The 18,238-nt window shown below is 38.6% G+C and carries 17 protein-coding genes and 1 pseudogene; 6 read left to right on the top strand and 12 right to left on the bottom strand.

The annotated features are described in order from the left end of the window. Positions 1-90: 90 nt before the first annotated feature. Positions 91-205 (bottom strand): annotated as a pseudogene (locus EL101_RS13750) (YSIRK-type signal peptide-containing protein); the annotation flags it as partial. Between the two features lie 169 nt (positions 206-374). After that, positions 375-905 (bottom strand): HTH domain-containing protein, encoded by a 531-nt coding sequence (locus EL101_RS00900; protein ID WP_096596062.1) that lies wholly within the window; start codon positions 903-905, stop codon positions 375-377. A gap of 354 nt (positions 906-1,259) precedes the next feature. On the opposite strand from EL101_RS00900, the gene ssuE reads away from it, so the two are divergent. The 3 genes from ssuE (at position 1,260) to EL101_RS00885 (ending at position 3,453) form a co-directional block, all read left to right on the top strand. Further along, entirely contained in the window at positions 1,260-1,799 is a 540-nt protein-coding gene (gene ssuE / locus EL101_RS00895; protein ID WP_096596061.1) for an NADPH-dependent FMN reductase, read from the top strand. 165 nt (positions 1,800-1,964) lie between these two features. After that, positions 1,965-3,149 (top strand): AAA family ATPase, encoded by a 1,185-nt coding sequence (locus tag EL101_RS00890; protein ID WP_096596060.1) that lies wholly within the window; start codon positions 1,965-1,967, stop codon positions 3,147-3,149. Next, a complete protein-coding gene (locus EL101_RS00885) occupies positions 3,136-3,453 on the top strand; it encodes a hypothetical protein (protein WP_096596059.1) in 318 nt (105 codons plus the stop codon). Before EL101_RS00890 ends, EL101_RS00885 begins: the two co-directional genes overlap by 14 nt. A 533-nt stretch (positions 3,454-3,986) precedes the next feature. On the opposite strand, the gene EL101_RS00880 is transcribed toward EL101_RS00885, so the two are convergent. Then, positions 3,987-4,562 carry a TetR/AcrR family transcriptional regulator gene (locus EL101_RS00880; RefSeq protein WP_096596057.1) on the bottom strand — a complete coding sequence of 192 codons (576 nt, stop codon included), beginning with the start codon at positions 4,560-4,562 and terminating at the stop codon, positions 3,987-3,989. Next, a complete protein-coding gene (locus tag EL101_RS00875; RefSeq protein WP_096596056.1) occupies positions 4,562-5,368 on the bottom strand; it encodes an arylamine N-acetyltransferase family protein in 807 nt (268 codons plus the stop codon). The genes EL101_RS00880 and EL101_RS00875 overlap by 1 nt, the downstream gene beginning before the upstream one ends. Before the next feature lie 123 nt (positions 5,369-5,491). On the opposite strand from EL101_RS00875, the gene EL101_RS00870 reads away from it, so the two are divergent. From EL101_RS00870 to EL101_RS00860, 3 genes are all read left to right on the top strand, one after another. Continuing rightward, positions 5,492-6,895 carry an MDR family MFS transporter gene (locus tag EL101_RS00870; protein WP_096596055.1) on the top strand — a complete coding sequence of 468 codons (1,404 nt, stop codon included), beginning with the start codon at positions 5,492-5,494 and terminating at the stop codon, positions 6,893-6,895. A gap of 276 nt (positions 6,896-7,171) precedes the next feature. Then, complete coding sequence (locus tag EL101_RS00865; RefSeq protein ID WP_096596054.1) at positions 7,172-8,128, top strand: amidohydrolase family protein; 957 nt, start codon at positions 7,172-7,174, stop codon at positions 8,126-8,128. Positions 8,129-8,497: 369 nt separating this feature from the next. Further along, complete coding sequence (locus EL101_RS00860; RefSeq protein ID WP_119529677.1) at positions 8,498-8,602, top strand: type I toxin-antitoxin system Fst family toxin; 105 nt, start codon at positions 8,498-8,500, stop codon at positions 8,600-8,602. A 248-nt stretch (positions 8,603-8,850) separates the two neighbouring features. Here EL101_RS00860 and merA read toward each other — a convergent pair whose 3' ends face one another. From merA to EL101_RS00820, 8 genes are all read right to left on the bottom strand, one after another. Next, entirely contained in the window at positions 8,851-10,176 is a 1,326-nt protein-coding gene (merA, locus tag EL101_RS00855) for a hypothiocyanous acid reductase MerA (RefSeq protein WP_096596053.1), read from the bottom strand. Next, positions 10,177-10,602 (bottom strand): redox-sensitive transcriptional regulator HypR, encoded by a 426-nt coding sequence (hypR, locus tag EL101_RS00850; RefSeq protein WP_240622743.1) that lies wholly within the window; start codon positions 10,600-10,602, stop codon positions 10,177-10,179. Between the two features lie 84 nt (positions 10,603-10,686). Further along, on the bottom strand, positions 10,687-11,349 hold the full coding sequence (locus EL101_RS00845; RefSeq protein WP_096596051.1) for an ABC transporter ATP-binding protein: 663 nt from the start codon (positions 11,347-11,349) through the stop codon (positions 10,687-10,689). A 12-nt stretch (positions 11,350-11,361) separates the two neighbouring features. Then, complete coding sequence (locus tag EL101_RS00840) at positions 11,362-12,411, bottom strand: ABC transporter permease (protein ID WP_096596050.1); 1,050 nt, start codon at positions 12,409-12,411, stop codon at positions 11,362-11,364. 150 nt (positions 12,412-12,561) lie between these two features. Next, entirely contained in the window at positions 12,562-13,896 is a 1,335-nt protein-coding gene (locus EL101_RS00835; protein ID WP_096596049.1) for a nucleoside recognition domain-containing protein, read from the bottom strand. Continuing rightward, positions 13,890-14,999: an NAD(P)/FAD-dependent oxidoreductase gene (locus tag EL101_RS00830; RefSeq protein WP_096596048.1), complete on the bottom strand. Its 1,110-nt coding sequence runs from the start codon at positions 14,997-14,999 to the stop codon at positions 13,890-13,892. Before EL101_RS00830 ends, EL101_RS00835 begins: the two co-directional genes overlap by 7 nt. A gap of 238 nt (positions 15,000-15,237) precedes the next feature. Next, positions 15,238-16,833 (bottom strand): xylulokinase, encoded by a 1,596-nt coding sequence (locus EL101_RS00825; protein ID WP_096596047.1) that lies wholly within the window; start codon positions 16,831-16,833, stop codon positions 15,238-15,240. A gap of 222 nt (positions 16,834-17,055) precedes the next feature. After that, positions 17,056-18,213, bottom strand: coding sequence for an aminotransferase class I/II-fold pyridoxal phosphate-dependent enzyme (locus tag EL101_RS00820; RefSeq protein ID WP_096596070.1), 1,158 nt, complete (start codon positions 18,211-18,213; stop codon positions 17,056-17,058). Between the last annotated feature and the right edge of the window lie 25 nt (positions 18,214-18,238).

Genomic DNA, 18,238 nt, shown 5'->3' with positions numbered 1-18,238 from the left:
TAGTTTCAGTTTCAGTCGTATCTGTCATTGGTGTGCTCTGTACAGCTGTCTCTTCTGTTTTTTCTGCTGCACTCGCATCAGATGTGTGTGCACCAAACATCAATGTTGTACCAATCAACAATGATGCTGTCCCCACTGTATACTTTCGGATCGAGTATTTGTTTTGTCTATTAGGTAAAAACGCTTTTTTCGTTTTATTGTTCATTATAATTTATCACCCTTTTTAAATTGTGCAACTCTCTTTTTGACGCATGAAGAATATTATAACACGATTTTTGGTTATAACAATAGTTTTTTGATATTTTATCTCTTTTTAAAAATTGAATGGATTTTTTAAATATTTTAAATTTAGAGCGAATAACCTCCTTTTCATCTTATTCTGTTCTCTCTTTCTGATAAATATCGTGGAGATAAGTGATTGCATGAATTAACTTTTCTTTGACCGGTTCTGGCTCTAAAAGTCTCATGACACCACGATATTCAAAGCATAGTTTCAGTGCTTCTTCCGGAGTGGTATACAAGCCTGCGATTACAAATTCATGATCACTAGAGTACTTTTTTAATGGATACTTTCGCTTTACATAACACCAAATCGTCATATCCACTTCAAATTTGACAAAAATTTTTTGCCTTTCTATTTTCTTTAATTGTAAGAAAGCATGCTGATGTTTAAATTGCTGAATATTTCGGTTCAAAAAATAGCTGTCATTTTCATGGTCATAAACAATCGAGTCGTCTTCCATAAACCAATCACAGCTCTCATACATAAAGTTCCGAATATGTGCAATATCTCGTTGTATCGTTCTCGTACTTACTTCCCATTTGTTTGCAAGATCTAATTTATTGACCGTCTTTCCCCCAATTAAAGCTTGATAAATAGAAAGCAATCGATATGGTTGATTCATAAGCTCCTCCCCATGCTATAGTTATATTGTAATAAATAGGGTGGACATATCGTGTCATTCATTCTACTTAAAATTTAAAATTGCAAAAAAAATAAGTAGTTTATCAAATTTCCTGACATTTTCTGAAACTAGATATTCCATTTATCTCACCAAATTTATATTTTTATAGTTTTAATTTTTAATACTTATTAATACACATCCTATTTGAACAATGCAATCTTTTTTAATAGGCATATTTCATTTTTTAGGGTATCTCGCTCAAACACCAAACATGCAAATCAACACCGTCTTGATATAATAGGACATACAAAAGGTAAATAGAAAAAACTTATGAGGAACAAAGGAGGATTTTTCATGGCAAAAGTAACCATCATTGCAGGGGGCCAAAAAGTAGCATCACGTCTGACAGGGGTCATCGATTATGCGGAACGTTTTCTCAATCAAGTCGATATTGAAACAGAAGTGATTCAAGTGCATCAACTCGACGCAAAAGCACTCATTACTGCTGACTTTACGAATGCATCTATCAATGCCACACATCAAGCTATCGAAGCGTCAGACGGTATTATCATCGTATCTCCTGTATTTAAAGCCGCTTATTCAGGCATTTTAAAAACATATCTTGATTTACTGCCACGTAGCGCTTTCGCTGGCAAAACTGTATTGCCGTTAGCTGTCGGGGGTTCGTTTGCGCACGTGTTGGCACTTCAGTATAGTTTGGATCCAGTCATTAAAGAACTGGGTGCCGATACGATTCATAAAGGCCGCTTCATCTTGGATCAACACATCACGTATAACGAAGACGGCACATATGCATTCGATCAAGAAGCTGACGACGCATTAAATAAAACATTAAAAAAATTCGTCAACGATCAATCACAAGTTACGGATTAATTTATATTAAAAAGGAGACTCAACTATGAAGGTTGGGTCTTTTTATATATGAAATTTACTACTATCTACGGATTTTCCGTAAATAATTATCGGAAATCCGAAAAATATAGTATAATAAGAAAGACAATAACAGAATACTCTATTATGTTAAGCGAGGTGTGAAACATGCATATACTGTACGCCAAAGTAGAAGGGATAAAGAATTTTGAAAATGATACGTTCGAAATAGACTATACAACCAATAAAAGAGTCAGTGCAGAAGAAGTAGGTGGAAATGTCACAAGGGTTAAAAATTCTTTGTATAAATTAAATACGGTTGCGATAACTGGTAAAAATGCTTCTGGGAAAACAACCGCATTAAACATTATTAAAGGGATTCAAGACATTTATTTGAATAATGAAAGCTTAACGCCTGATAATAGTTTAGTACGATATCTCAAACCAACTGCAACCATTCATGTCAAAATTTTTGATGCAGCTTACATTTATTCAATTCAATCTCATGTCATTAACAGTAAAGATGATGTATATTTTGAAAATGAAATCATCAACCGTTTAAAAGTGACAAGTAAATTCAACAAGAAAATATATGATGACGACCGTAACTATGAAAGTTTCTTGTCTAGGAGCGCATTGGATACTGATTATCTAAAAAAGGAAGACTCCATCTTTTCAGGAATATTAAATCAAAAAGAAGCGTTAAATAAATCTTACGACTTAATCATGCATACTAACTTCAATTTCCTATCATATTATAGCGAAAGTATGTCTGAAGATATGGTGAAATTATTGGATTCGGGTATCGAGGAGTTCACGATACATCCAGACGTTCATGAAAATGATAAAATGCCAAAATTTAAAATTAAATTTAAAGGTATCCCAGAAACTATCCATAGCGATTTAATGGATTTAGAAGATTATTTATCTTCCGGAACAATAAGAGCCTTGAATATATTCGGAAGTATTATACGCGTCCTTCATACTGGGGGATACCTTATTATTGATGAAATAGAAAACCATTTAAATAAAAGAATCATTCAACTCATTATCGAATTTTTCACCGGAGAATTAAACGTCAATGGCGCCACTTTAATATTTAGTACACATTACGTTGAAGTACTTGATACAATAGATCGCAGTGATGCTATATATGTGACTCAGAAAAAGCCTAAGTCAGACATACACAGATTTTCTGATTTACTGGGTGATAAAGACCGAAACGATAAAAAGAAAAGTGATTTATTTTTAAGCGGTATTATCGACACTATGCCAACATACCAAAGTTACAGAGGCACGAAAAACATTATTGCTGCCTTGCTACAAAAAGGTGACGCACATGAAAAGAATTAACGGTAATGATTTAGTTGCATGTATCGTAGAAGGAAAAACTGAAAAGATCATTCTAGAAATGCTCCTAGAAGATGAATTATTATTTTTCACCAAAGAAAATTTATTAGATCAAAAAATATTAGAAATAAAATACCGAAATCCAAAAGCTTTTACCGAAACTTATTTGACCTTATCTTACCCAGACACAGCGCTTTATCTCATTGTTATCAAAGACGATAAAAAAGATTATAAGCTCCCAATTCCTTATAGTAGTAAAATCACAAAAAATTCGTGGTCACCACATCACCAGAAATCGAAATATTAATGATCATTTCATTAAACAAATATGATGAATATACGAAAAAGTATAAATCTAAATATAAACCGAGTAAGTACTTGAAAATTCACTTTTACAATAAGCAAAATATAAAATCTGAAAAATTCATTAGAGACTTCTATAAAAAGTACTCGTTACGTGATGCGATTGAAAAGTATCATTCATATACTAAAAACTCGACAACTTTATTTGATTTATTCTCGGATTAATCCACATTAGAAAGGAAGACGGTAAGCACGTTATATTACATGCTTGCGGTCTTCTTTTATGTTAAACGTTATATTTAATTAAACCCACCATTCTTCTTGGTATACTTCTAAACGTAATATAGTTAAATCAATATCAAATTGTAATTTTTCGTCAATTTTTTGTATGTTCATGATGCTCACCTCTATGCTCTTCATACAATTATCATTCAAAATCCCCCCACCACAAATAGCCATAACATCAAAAAAGCATAGAACCTAGACACCCAAAAGTCTCTGAAGTTCTATGCTTTCATCTTAGAGCAACCGATTATGCTATTTTAAGTAGATATTGAGTAACTTTTTTAAATATTCGTCCTTGGAATAGCCTCGTGTAAAACGCTCGAACATATACATGTCTGAAGAAAAAGCGTTTAATAGCATGTCAATTTTCAACTCAATATCTACAATTTCAGATTCTTTCTCCATCTCACGCTGAATGTACTGATACAAATCATTGTAAAAAGGAGCCCCACTGATAGCGTTCGTCTTTAAGCCATTCTTTTCGATAAAATTTAATAAATTTAAGTTGTTTTCCTTTAATGTAAGAAATATGGCGAGTATACCATGAACTCTGTCATATAACGGCGCATTCGTATGTTCTGACAAAAACGTTCTGATATCTGCTAACATTTCATCGATTTGATTATCAATCACTGCTTGACAAAGTATTGATTTATTTTCGAAATGACGATACAGTGTGCCCACACCAACCTCTGCATGTTTGGCGATTGTTGTCATCTTCATGGCTTCTACATCATCATTTTCACGAATCATTTGAGCTACCGTTGTTAAAATCTTGTCTCGATTGCGTCGCGCATCTAATCGCTTCGTCTTTTTTGAATTTCCCATTATTTACACCCTTCGTGATTATTTTTCTTTTTCTCTAAACGCGGTACGATCAAGTCAATGCCGAAGTACTGTTGTAATAATTGTTGATAATTGTCTGGCGTCACTTCCGTTTTGTGTTTACCGTTTTCATCTGTCACTGTTAAATGATCTTGGGTCATCGTTACACGTCCTGTTGTTGTCGGCTTTGTCACAATTAATTTACGCACAAATACAGAGTCAGGATGGTGTTGGTTGTATTCAAGTTTATCATCAAAAAAGCTTAGTGTGCGTGGCTGATCTGTTGCTTCATATTTCGTTTGCCACGCTTCGTCTATATATTTTTGTACATAAATCATGCTGTCTTCTTTAATGGCACGATATTCTCCGTTGACATCTTTGACGACATCACTCCCATCTTGCGTGACATGCATCGCTTTAACAGGCAAGTCTCCAAAACCAACGTCAGCAATATACGTTTCTCCATTGATGACGACCGCTAGTGACATATGAGAATCTTCTAAGCTACGACCGCCATCTGGAGTGTGAATCGTTGCAGAGAGAAAGTGTGTCTCGAAACCTTTTTCTTTAAGATACGCCGCGAAAAATGTGTTGACTTCATAACAATAGCCTCCGCGGTTTTCCTCAACGATTTTTTGATATAGATTGTCTAAATCTGTAGACACCTCTACGCCATTTTGGACATCCAAATTTTCAAATGGAACGTGTTGCATAAATTGTTGTGTGTAATCATCGAGCGCCTCTACACGATTATGAAAATATTTTTGTTCATCTACCTCTAGTTTTTTGTCTACTTGTTGTGTATGCATAATGGCCCTCCTTATTGCTTTTCGTACTCTATCATATCGAGAATTCATCCGTTTGACAAATGGAATGCATTCCACTTAGAATAGACAAAAAAACATTTCTGTATAGAAAGGAGCAACATGAAAATGTCTCATAGCGAAAGCGAGAGTCACTCCATTCAACAACATTTGCCGGCGATTATCATCATGATTTCTGGTGCATTTATAGCTGTTCTTAACCAAACTTTGTTTACAACTGTTTTACCCGAAATGATGGCTGACTTTCATTTAACCAGTTCAGTCGCACAATGGGTCACGACGATTTTTATGTTGGTCAACGGGATTATGATTCCAGTTACCGCCTACTTATCACAACGTTTCACTTTAAAAAGTCTCTTTTTTACAGCATTAACGTTATTTATTTGTGGCTCACTCTTAGGCTTGCTCGCCCCTCAATACATTTTCATTCTTGTAGGACGCGCGATTCAAGCGATGGGGGCAGGAATTTTAATGCCTCTAACCCAAACATTTTTGTTCCTCGTCTTCCCTACCGAAAAACGTGGGATGGCTATGGGATTATATGGATTAGTGATCGGGTTCGCCCCAGCCATTGGTCCGACTGCAGCAGGTTGGTTTGTCAATCTGTTCAATTGGCGCTACCTCTTCTTAATCATTTTAATTATTTCGGTCATTGTACTGATTTTTGGTTTATTTAAAATGACGAACGCCACTGAATTAAGCCAACCTACACTCGATATTTTATCCGTTATCTTATCGACGTTCGGTTTTGGCGGTTTACTCTTCGGCTTTAGTTCGGCTGGCCCATATGGATGGCATCATCCGCTCAGTTACGTTTCTATCATCATCGCCCTCATCATTTTAATTGGGTTCGTGTTACGTCAACTCAAACTCGATACACCGATGCTTGAGATGCGCGTCTTCCAATACCGGTCATTTACAGTACCGATTGCTTTAGTTGTCCTCATGTTCTTAATCTTTATCGGAACGATGACGATGTTACCCATTTATATGCAATCGATACGCGGCATGTCACCATTACAATCAGGTCTAATATTGTTACCGGGTGGCCTTGTGATGGGCTTACTCGCACCAATTAACGGCAGACTTTACGATAAAATTGGCGGTCGTATTTTAGCGATCGCAGGGATGACATTCATCTTTATTGGCACTCTACTCATTTCATTTTTAAATGCCCATACGCCAATTTGGTACTTAATTTTATCTTTTGTCATCCTCACATTAGGTAACTCTGGCATTATGGTCCCAATGACGACAGAAGCGATGAATGCCTTACCTAAACCGCTCATCCCACACGGTGCAGCAATGAATAATACGTTACGACAAATTTCAGCAGCGATCGGAACAGGTTTACTCGTTACGTTGATGTCACAAATAGCTATGGCACACGGCGGCAATCCAATGATGCGCAATATTTTCGGTTTACAATGGACTTACCGTATTGTCGCAGTCGTTGTCATTGTCGGTATCATAGTGGCGACACGTGTTTCTAAAAACAAGCTTAAACATTGAGTCCACCTCATTGCACCCTATTCAATCAAAGTTTGGCGTGCGATTTATGATGATTGCCTTTCAAAATACGAGGATTAAACAGGTGGAAGTCGTTTCAAAAAAATAAAATGAGGCAATAATAACTAAAGGGTGGTATCGCAATCATGCAACATGGATGAAGTGATCTACAACTCAAACCACTACTGTAGTGAAGTGGCTTCACCTTATGGATTTGCGAGCTTGCTATACTATCCTCAAATATTAAATTTTAAAAACATGATTGGAGTGAAATAGACGATGGCCAAAGCAATTGATACACACGCTCATTTATGGAGCGAATCTTATCTTGAAAGACTAGGCAAATTAGGCAGTCAAGGAACAGAAGTGGCAAAAGGGATCAATCAATCAGACTCAGAAGAAGACCTAAAAAAACGGTTTAAAATGATGGACGATGCGGGTGTAGGTAAACAAATTATTTCCGCGACACCGCAATCTCCGCAATGGGGTACGAAAGAAGAAGCGAAAGAATCTGCACGTATCATTAACGATTTATATGAATCACTTGTTAAAAAATACCCAGATCGCTTTTTAGCTTATGGTGCTGTGTCATTACCGTATCTTGACCAAGCGATTGAAGAAGCACGTGAATTATTATCAAAAGACGAATTTATCGGTATCGCCATTCCAACACTCGTGAAAGATAAAGTTTCTATTGCAGATTTACAGTTTGAAGAATTTTTCGAAGCGATGAATGAACTGCATGCAACACTCTACATTCACCCGACAGGTTGCGGTGCACAAACCCCCATGGTCAATGACTATCAATTACACTGGGTCATCGGTGCACCACTAGAATCAACATTTGTCGCCTTACATTTACTGAAAAATAGAATCCCGCAAAAATACCCAAACATTCAATTCCACATTTCACACTTAGGTGGCGCTTTACCTTTCTTTATCCAACGTATTGAAGACAACTATGAAGATTGGGATGCCTTCGATGAGAGCCCATGGGACATTTTAAACCGTCAATTTTATTATGATACGGCGAATTTCCACGGTCCATCACTGAAAAATACAATTGATTCGTTTGATGCCTCCCACCTCATGATGGGGAGCGACTTCCCTTATTTCCAAGATGAGAAGTATACACGTGCAGTCACTTATATTCAGGACTCAGGGATTGATCCAGCTAAAGTGGATGGCATTTTATATGGCAATGCAGTGAAATTCTTTGAGATTGAGCATGAATAGAAATTGAATCATTTTAAAGTTAACAATAGCAAGTTGGATGTTAAAAATCACCCTGCACATATGCTGTGGGGTGATTTTATTTAAATCCATTTCATATACTGCTTTGGCGTTCTGCATTACTTTGACTTATTCGTACATTCTCTCATAGTCACGCCATCTTTAAGCTCCGTCATTCATGATACATTTAAGCAAATAACACTTGATTGAATAGTACCTAACCCGTTTGACAGTTTTCTATCATCATCTTTTTATGGCTTTTATCAGACATGCACAATTATTTTTCGTTAAACATTTAAACATATGTGCTATAATATTTTCGTCACTTATCCCTCAGCCGTCTGAACTTGACGTAGAGAGGAGGTGTTCACTATGCTAAACTTTTTGTTAAGTGTAGCGGCCTCTAGCATTAGCGGCTGCATCGTTGTGTATTTTACATATTGGTTAAGTAAACGCAACGTAAAAAAGAAAAAGTGACAAATAACCACACCATTAGAAATCCCCTCACTACTCCGATAGTGAGGGGATTGGTGTTCTATATGCTAAACTTTTATGTCCTTATTGTAGCATCCGTATCCACAAAATGCAACAATAAGGTTATTGTGTTGATGACAACTACTATGTGCACAATTTTATTTATAGATATAATAAACAGCAATCTTCATAAGAGGCAGTCGTTTCCACGCTTTATCGACCGCTCACCCATCATGATATTCATATTTACACTAAAAATTAAACAAATCATTAAACGACTCTGCCATTGTTGGATGCGTATAGATATGATCTCTCAACACTGTATACGACAACTGCTGATCTATTACTAATTTCACAATGTTGATCAGTTCCTCAGACTGTTTTCCATACAATGTGGCACCTAACACTCGGCCAGATTTCGCGTCTACCACCGCTTTGAACAATCCTCGTGTATCGTTATTAATTTTATGACGTGGCATCGCATGCACTGGTAATTCATTTTCTCGCACATCATAGCCTTTTTCACGTGCTTCTACTGCAGTCATACCCACACGTGACATCGGTGGGTCGATAAACATCGTATAAGGCACGGCACCACGTTGTTCAAGTGTACGTTGACCATCGCCGAAAATTTGCGATTTCACGATTCTAAAGTCATCTAATGAAATATACGTAAATTGTAAGCCACCATTAACATCACCGACTGCATAGATGTGATCGACAGACGTTTGTAGTTTGTCATTCACTACGACTTCTCCACGTTTTCCTAATTGAACACCGGCTGCTTCTAAGTTTAAGCCTTCTGTATTCGGTTTGCGTCCTGTTGCTACAAGTACAGCATCCGCTTCAAATGTCCCTTGACTCGTCACGACTTTTGTGACATCTGCTTCATCTTGAATGGCTTCAGTTTCAGCATCAAAAACAAATTGAATGCCTTTTTGTGTTAAATCTTCTGTCACTTGTTTTGCAATCGCTTCATCTTCTTTTTTCAAGATGTGATCCGCGCGTTCTAATACAGTCACTTCTGTCCCGAAATTCGCAAACATAGAAGCAAATTCAAGCGCGATATAGCCACCACCGACAATGACTAAACGTTTCGGTTGTTGCGTTAAATCCATAATTGCTTTTGAATCATATACACGTTTCGATGTGTCGATACCTTTAATGTTAGGAATGACCGACTTCGCACCTGTATTAATGACAATATTTGTACCTTCAATCGTTTTAACTGTATCACCTTGTGCATTCAATAAGTCGATTTCATGTGCAGATTTGAACGCTGCTGTCATATTAATCACATCTACTGTGTCTTCATCCGCAAGATTGTGATAGTTTTTGTTGTTTAATGCACTGACCACATCGCGTTTACGTTGCATTGCGTCGTTAAATGATACTGCTTCAATCCCATCATGCACGAGCACTTTTGATGGGATACAGCCGATGTTAATGCATGTGCCGCCATACATTTCTGCCGATTTTTCAATGACTGCGACTTTCTTACCTTGTTGTACTGCAAATTTCGCCAACGTTTTCCCTGCTTTACCAAATCCGACAACAATTAAATCATACTTTTCCATTTATGCTTCCACCTCTTTAATTTGGTTCAAAATATCACCTATCGTTTGATCTTGGTAATAATTTGCAATGATTTCTTGTTCCGTTAAATAGTGGCCATACATGACTTGTTCGATTTTTTGCGAGATTTCACAGTGAATTGAAGGATGACCTGTAAATAAGCGACCATGGTTCTCAGGGCGATTGAATAAACGAAAAAGTGCTTCTAACTTAATCGCCGCTCCCTCTTCCGTAGCGAGATAGCCCCCTTTTTGACCACGTACCACTTTGACATAACCTTCTTGTTGCAACTTAGACATGACACGTCGCAACTGCACTGGGTTCTCACAGACGTTGCTCGCAAGCGCTTGACTATTAAACACCTCTCTAGGATGTTGGTTTAAAAACGCAAGCACATGCACGGCGATATTAAATTCAAGATTCATCATTGCACCTCTTTAATTGTAATTATTATAGTTACATTAAATCACAACGATATGAAAAGGGGAATTTAAATGCTCCAAATCTCCATTTTATTTTTCTGTGAGGACGCCATCTTTCATTTCAAAGACTTTATCACAATAAGCCGTCAATCGTTCATCATGTGTCACAATCATACACATTTTGTTACGACGTTGAGATTGGTTTTTCAAAATTTCCATCACCGCCATCGCGTTTTCGGTATCAAGGGAGGCTGTCGGTTCATCGGCTAAAATGATGTCCGGATTCGTATAAATCGCTTTGGCAATCGCGACACGTTGCTTTTGTCCGCCTGATATTTCACTTGGCAATTGATTCATGATACTGTCTAATCCTAATTGTTCAATTAATGCATCAAAGTCTTCTTGTGCCAAAACATCCTTTTTTCGCTTTTTTAAGAGCTGAAATTGCTGTTTGACTGTTAAAAATGGCACCAAATTTGACGTTTGTAATATAAAGCCAATTTGTTGCATGCGCACACGCGCCAATGCTTTTTGACTTAGATGTGTAATGACTTGCTCACCAATCGTAATGTCGCCAGATGTCGGTGTTTGAAGTGCACCCGCCATCGTTAAAAATGTACTTTTCCCCGAACCAGATGGCCCTACAATTGCGATCAGCTCACCTTGTTCAAACTGTAGTGTTGTAGGCTTTACCGCTTCAATGACTTGCTGACCATCTTTAAATGATTTCGTGACGTTTTCAAATTTCAACATGTTGTATCCCTCCTACCCGATCGCTTTCAATGGATCAATTTTGCGTATTGTAACGATTGAAAATAGACTCCCCAACAATGACACTAAAATGAGGACAATACCGAAAAGCATCAATGTCAGTATATCGAACTTAATCGGTACGGCAGAAGGTAAAAATGCGCCTGTCACCAATGTCAAAATTAAGCCGATGCATGTACCAATCAAAGCTAAAATAAAGGTTTGAGAGAGCACGACTTTCACTAAATCACCATTCGTAAATCCTTGTGCTTTCAATACGCCAAACAATTGCGTCTTTTGTAAGGTAATGACATATAAAAAAACACCGATAACCGTGGCAGAAATAATAAATAAAAAGCTAATCATAAAGTTTAACGTCAAATTTTGTGCTTGATAGCCGGGTAGATTTTCAATGAACGTATGGATATCAATCGCTTCAAGTGACTTGTCTAATTTTTGATTTTGCCAGTCACTCCCCTTTACGACAACGGCATTCGTTTTGCCTTCTGTTAAAATAGGATTGATTTTTTCAATGGTTTGATTATTCCCAAAGAGCACAGGTGAGGCGTTGTATTTCGCTGATTCAGTAAATCCTACAATTTTCAATGTTTCGTCTGTTTGAGATAACGATAATGTATCACCCACTTTAAACCCTTTTTCTTTCAAAGTACCGTCCGCAATCACTTCATTGTTCGTTTTAAAAGTACGCCCCTCTGTTAATTTAGGAACAATGAATGCATCTTTTTGCGTACCATATAGCAATGCGTTTTCTTCAATTTTACCGTTAGAAACAATGACCCCTGTTTGTTTCAATGTGGCTTGTTTGTCGAATTGATCTTTGACAAGCGCTGTATCAAAGCTAGATTGTTGGACCGTTTGATTGGCATCTTTATTTAATACGATCGCATCTGCATCCCAACGATTGATGCCTTCCGTGTTCATATTGATAAGCCCTTTCGCTAATCCGGAAAGTAGAAACAAGAGATAGCTGATGAGAATGAGTACGCCGATGATGAGGCTAAATTTGAGTTTGTTACGTTTGATTTCGTTCCATGCTAAAAACATAGGCACCTCCAAGGATTGTATGGGTTATATCTTCCCTATATGTTCAATGTTTAATCCTCATTTCAATGTAAAAAATGGCAAATCGTAGGAAAAAGAGCTGGGGCATATCATGTGTCCCAACCCTCACGCAATGTCGTTTGCGATAAACTTCTATAATAGTATGAGCCATGTGATGCTACCCAAAATAGCGACGCATGCCAACGAAGTCAGCATTTGACGCCCTATCATCTTACTCCCTTCTCGCAACCCTAATTGTCGTATCACCATCGTCATTGTGACCGAACAAGCGGTGAATGTTGAACTGAAAAATACGAGGAGCAACACTTGCCATGCTGATAAACTTTGAATGAACTGACCGCTTCCCATATTAAATAACAACATCCCATCTTTACGAATCATCGAAAATAATAAACCTGGTGATAATTCATGTGGAATATGTAATAAACTGAGGAGCGGAATAAACAACTTTGAAATCATCTCCAATATTGGTGTTAACGCTAACGCACTCGCAATGAGACAAATCGCAATAAATATCGGCAAGGCTTGAAATAAAAACATTTTTACACTGTCCCACATTTGGGCTAACACACGTTTCAATGACGGCCAAACGACAGGTTCGTTTGACGAGACTTGCGCGGCTACGAATGATTGCTCTGATGGATACCACAATCGGTTGTGCACTAACCCACCTATTAAAACGAGTAATAAATACGGGATAAAGAGCCACGTTTGATGTGCAACGTTAAATATTGAAAGTGTCGCACCAATTTGATAACTACATGATGTCCCAAAACTGATGAGACTCATACAACGTGAACGTGTGCATAATTGACATTGATGGCCTGCTTGTACGATAGCGGCTGCGTTACAACCAAAACCTTCTAATAATGGAATAATATCTGTGCCATCGAGCCCTACTTTTCCCATAGACGGCGCAATCGACCAAATGATATATTGCTTCAGATGTGATTGCTCAATGACTGCACTCGACAAACTGAGCATCACAACGACAGGTAAAGCCCATACGAGTGAATACGTCCCGAGTGATAACACACCATAATCGCCAAATAAAAATGCTTGAATCAGTGCTGAACGAAAAAGTGCATGTTGGGAAAATGCATCAATCCAAGGCGCAACATATTGATTTTGTAGCCAATCAGACAAATGATACGCGACATAGACTGGTACAGCAAACATTAACAAGATGCATAACCAGCCGAGTAACGTATGTAACGGACGAGGGCGTTGATGATGATGTGCACGCCAAAACGATTGCAACTGTGCCACATGATTTCGTGTTTCTTCCGTCGTACAATGGACCGCTTGATTAAGTGATACCGCTAACCGTTGTTGAATCACGAAACGCTTTAACGCTTGCTGTTCATCTGGTGTCAGTTGTTTCAATCCGCGTAGTCGAAATTGATGCGGTTCATTCGGAATGCCGGATACCCGAGCACTGACTAAATCATACGTTACTGTTAGCATGAGCAATCCACTTCACAACAACTATAATCATCCAAATACATTTGATTGTCGCGATAACTATCAATCACTTTTTGGTCCACAGCCAAGCCTTCACGTTGCATCATGGTGCGTGCTAAGACTGCAAAGCGTGCTCTAAATTTATAAATGTAGCATAGTATCGCTTCATCATGACGGACTGTCGCACCAATTAAAAAGACATTCGGATAACGTGTCGACTCATCTAAATCCGTTAATCGTACTTCGCCATCTCTCACTGAAAAAAGTTGCCGAATCAGTGGATTTTTCGTCACGTCAAACCCTGTCGCAATAATCGGCTCTGTCGGACTATAGACGATGGCACCATTATCAAAATGGATTTCATACTGCCCATTACGAAAAAGAATAGACGTCGCGCGATAATGCACATTCATTTCAATTTCTGCACCTTGTTGTACTACTTCTCTTAAACGTTGATGCGTATACGGGGACAAACGAATACTTGGATCAGCTTCATCTGCGTCAAAACCTGTTGAACTCGTATAAAGCGACACTTGTGCACCTTGTTTAGCGAGATGAATCGCCGCATCAAACGCACTTTCGTTTCCGCCAATAACCGTAAACGTATGACCCGGCAACGCATTAAAATCATCCACTTCACTATAATGAAGCCCATGATCGAATGGTTGGTTTGGAAAGGCAAAGTCACCTGTCGCAACGTAAATATAATCTGCGGTATATGTCCCTTGAGATGTATTTAATTCATAAACGCCATCGACAAATTGAACATCTTCCACTGTCGTTTCTGTTCGCACATCGATGTCGTAATGTTCAGCAACAACTGTTAAATATTCTGCATACGTATCACCAGATAAATGTTCTTCATTAAATGTAAAAGCAGGCGATGTATCTTTAGCAATCGCATTCATGTCTGGCATACCAAAACCGTTTGAAGTAAAGGACGGCGTAATCGTGCGTGTCGACTTTGGCCAATTTTTAAAAGATTGACCGATAGCGCCAGCCTCTATCACACAAACATCTTCAAAGTGGAGTGTCTTCATCGTTACAGCCATACCAATCCCTGCAGCACCTGCACCAATAATCATGACTCGGTGATGTTGTTTCATTACAATCCCTCTTTCTAAATCGAAATAATTACGATTTATTAATTGTAGAACATCTTTTTAGTGATTGCAATACGAACAACTTGATGATGCACTTGTCATTATGATCCAAAAAACATAAAAGAAAACGAGGATGGGTATAAAAATTTTGATATCCCATCCTCGTCATGATATAAAATGCGAAGGCAAATCCTGCAATGTTCAGCACGATACACAACTTGTGCCGCTCCAATTCCCTCCATCAATCCAACGCGTCATTCAACCGACGTTCAACCGCCAAACCCGCTGCAAATCGTTGTACATAGGCGTTAAAACTTTCGATATCCTGTGCTTGTGGTGCCATCGTTTCCGTTTCAACGTCACGAAAGCCGACATGTTCTAAAAACGTCGCTAACGTGATATTGTTTTCTAACATATATCTTGCTAACACTGCCATACCCCATGCGCCACCCTCATTCGCATTCTCCATCACTGTGACTGGACTTTCTAACGCCGCTGCTAAATAACGTTGTACCACTTGTTTCGTCGCAAAAACACCACCGTGACCTGTCATCCGTTCAATTTGTAGTTGCTCGCGTGCTTTCAATCGATCAACACCTATTTTGAGCGTACTGAGCATCGTAAAAATATGGGTTCTCATGAAGTTTTGGATATTGAAATGACTGTCTTGTTGGCGTACAAATAATGGAAAGCCTTTAGGAACGTCAGTGATGTATTCAGCTGAAATATAGCCGTATGCTAACAGTTTTCCTAAATCATCGTCTCCATCTAATGCACTTTCGAATAAACGTGTCCATAATGTCGCCTTATCATATGACATATCCATAAGTTGAAAAACCTCTTCAAATAAACGTACCCATTGATTCAAATCTGACGACCCATTATTCGCATGAATCATCGCCACTTCATCTCCAGCTGGCGTCGTCACAATATCGACTTCTGGGTATACGGCTTGCAGTGACTGTTCGAGGACAATCATAGCGAAAATACTCGTCCCTGCCGAAACATTTCCAGTTTTTGGTGCAATACTGTTGGTCGCCACCATCCCTGTGCCTGCATCGCCTTCTGGTGCACACATCGGACATCCCGACGTTAATGTACCGGTCGGATCCAATAAACGGGCGCCATCTTCAGTCAAGGTCCCCGCTTGCTCACCTGCCACGTGTACAGTCGGTAAAATACGCTGTATGTCTTGATTATACCCATTTGTTGCCATTAACGTATCGAACTGTTCACATAAGTCTTTTCGATACGTGGCCGTCTTTGGGTCGATAGGAAACATCCCTGAAGCATCCCCTATTCCGAGCACTTTTTCTCCGGTCAATTGCCAATGAACATAACCCGATAACGTTGTCATGTACGCGACATCTTTTACATGTGTTTCTTGGTTCAATGCACTTTGATAATAATGTGCAATACTCCAACGCTCAGGAATATTGAACTGAAATGCTTCTCGTAACTGTTCACCCGCTTCTCGCGCTGTATTATTACGCCACGTCCGAAAAGGGACAAGCAGTTGGTCTTGAGCATCAAACGCTAAATAACCGTGCATCATCCCGCTAATCCCTATACTTGCAATATGTGTGAGTGCCACCCCATATGTCGCTTTTATTTCCCGGGTCATCAAACGAAAACTTTCTCGAATTCCTTGCCAAACTTCATCTAAATCATAGGACCAATATCCGTCAGTCAGTTGTTGTTCCCATTCATAATGTCCCGTCGCAATCGTGTGTGTCGTCGAATCAATGGCGACAGTTTTAATGCGTGTCGAACCTAATTCGATACCGACTGAAATGTCCCCCGCTTCAATTTGTTGACGTGTCGTTTGCTTATCCATCCTATCACCTCGTTTGTCTTCTTACCTTTTATTGTATAAAGATTGCTAAACGAAACCAAGACATGTTGCTTACGAAAATACTCAATATACATCTATCCAGTGATGCATCGAGTTCCTTTCATTACACAGTCGAGTTGAGACCATTCGTGCTCGCATCTCTATTTTTTCATAGTTAAAACGCGCATGAGATAGTCTGTTATCCCATACGCGCTTTGACGATTGTTATGCTTGATAATATGATAAGAAACGTTCCAATCGGTTACACGCTTCTTCGATTGTTGGCATGTCACATGCAAAGGATAAACGTACATAACCTTCTGCAAAATCAGAAAATGACTTGCCTGGTACGATGGCCAACTGTTCACATTCTAACAATTGATTACAAAAACGGAATGAATCTTGATCGTACGTTGACACATCAGGAAAAATGTAAAACGTCCCTTGTGGCAACATGACGGGTAAGCCCATAGCCGTCAATCGTTTGTAAATATAATCACGACGTTCACGATACGCGGCATTCATCTTTTCAATATCGGAAGCCCCTTCTTTCAATGCACGAATCGCACCGTATTGACTAGGTGTCGCCACACAAATTGAATTATATAAATGGACGGTCGTCACTTCTTCAATCAATTCAGGTGTCGAGAGCACATAGCCAACACGCGCACCTGTCATTGCATGTGATTTCGATAAACCATTCACCACAAACAGTTGCTTGCGAATCTCAGGAAACTCCATAAATGAACGATGTCGTCCTTCAAACACATTTTCACTATAAATTTCGTCTGTAATAATGAAAATATCCGTCTCTTTCAATACTGCTACAATTTCCGCAATATTTTCATATGACAATGTCGTCCCAGTTGGATTCGTCGGATAGTTAAACATAATCGCTTTCGTTTTTGGTGTGATGGCCGCCTTAATCGCATCGGCAGTCGGCACAAAACCTGTATGTGAGGTATCTATCCACTTCACTTCTGCACCTTGTAGTTTGACAATCGGCTCATACCCTAAATACGTTGGCCCTGGTAAGATGACCTCTTCTCCTGGATTTAAAATCGTTCGTAAAATGTCGTCAATCCCTTCTGAAGCGCCATTAGTCACGACAATTTCTGTTTCAGGATCATATGTCACACCGAATCGTTCAGCTGTATATTCTGAAATCGCGGTACGTAATTCCAACAACCCTTTATTGTGTGTATATTTCAATCGCCCCTCTTGAATTGCCTGAATCATCGCGTCTTGCACATATGAAGCAACAGGGAAGTCAGACTGCCCGAGCGTTAAATCTAAACAGTTCGGGTATTGATCAACTTTATTCGCAAACTGACGTGTTCCAGGTACTTCAATGTCTTTAATATGTTTATTTAATAATTCCATTTCATAGATGCCCCCTTTGTAATCA

This window comes from Staphylococcus delphini, from assembly GCF_900636325.1.
GTDB lineage: Bacteria > Bacillota > Bacilli > Staphylococcales > Staphylococcaceae > Staphylococcus > Staphylococcus delphini.
The sequence above is the reverse complement of the archived record's forward strand: the minus strand, read 5'-3'. Positions and strand labels throughout refer to the sequence as shown.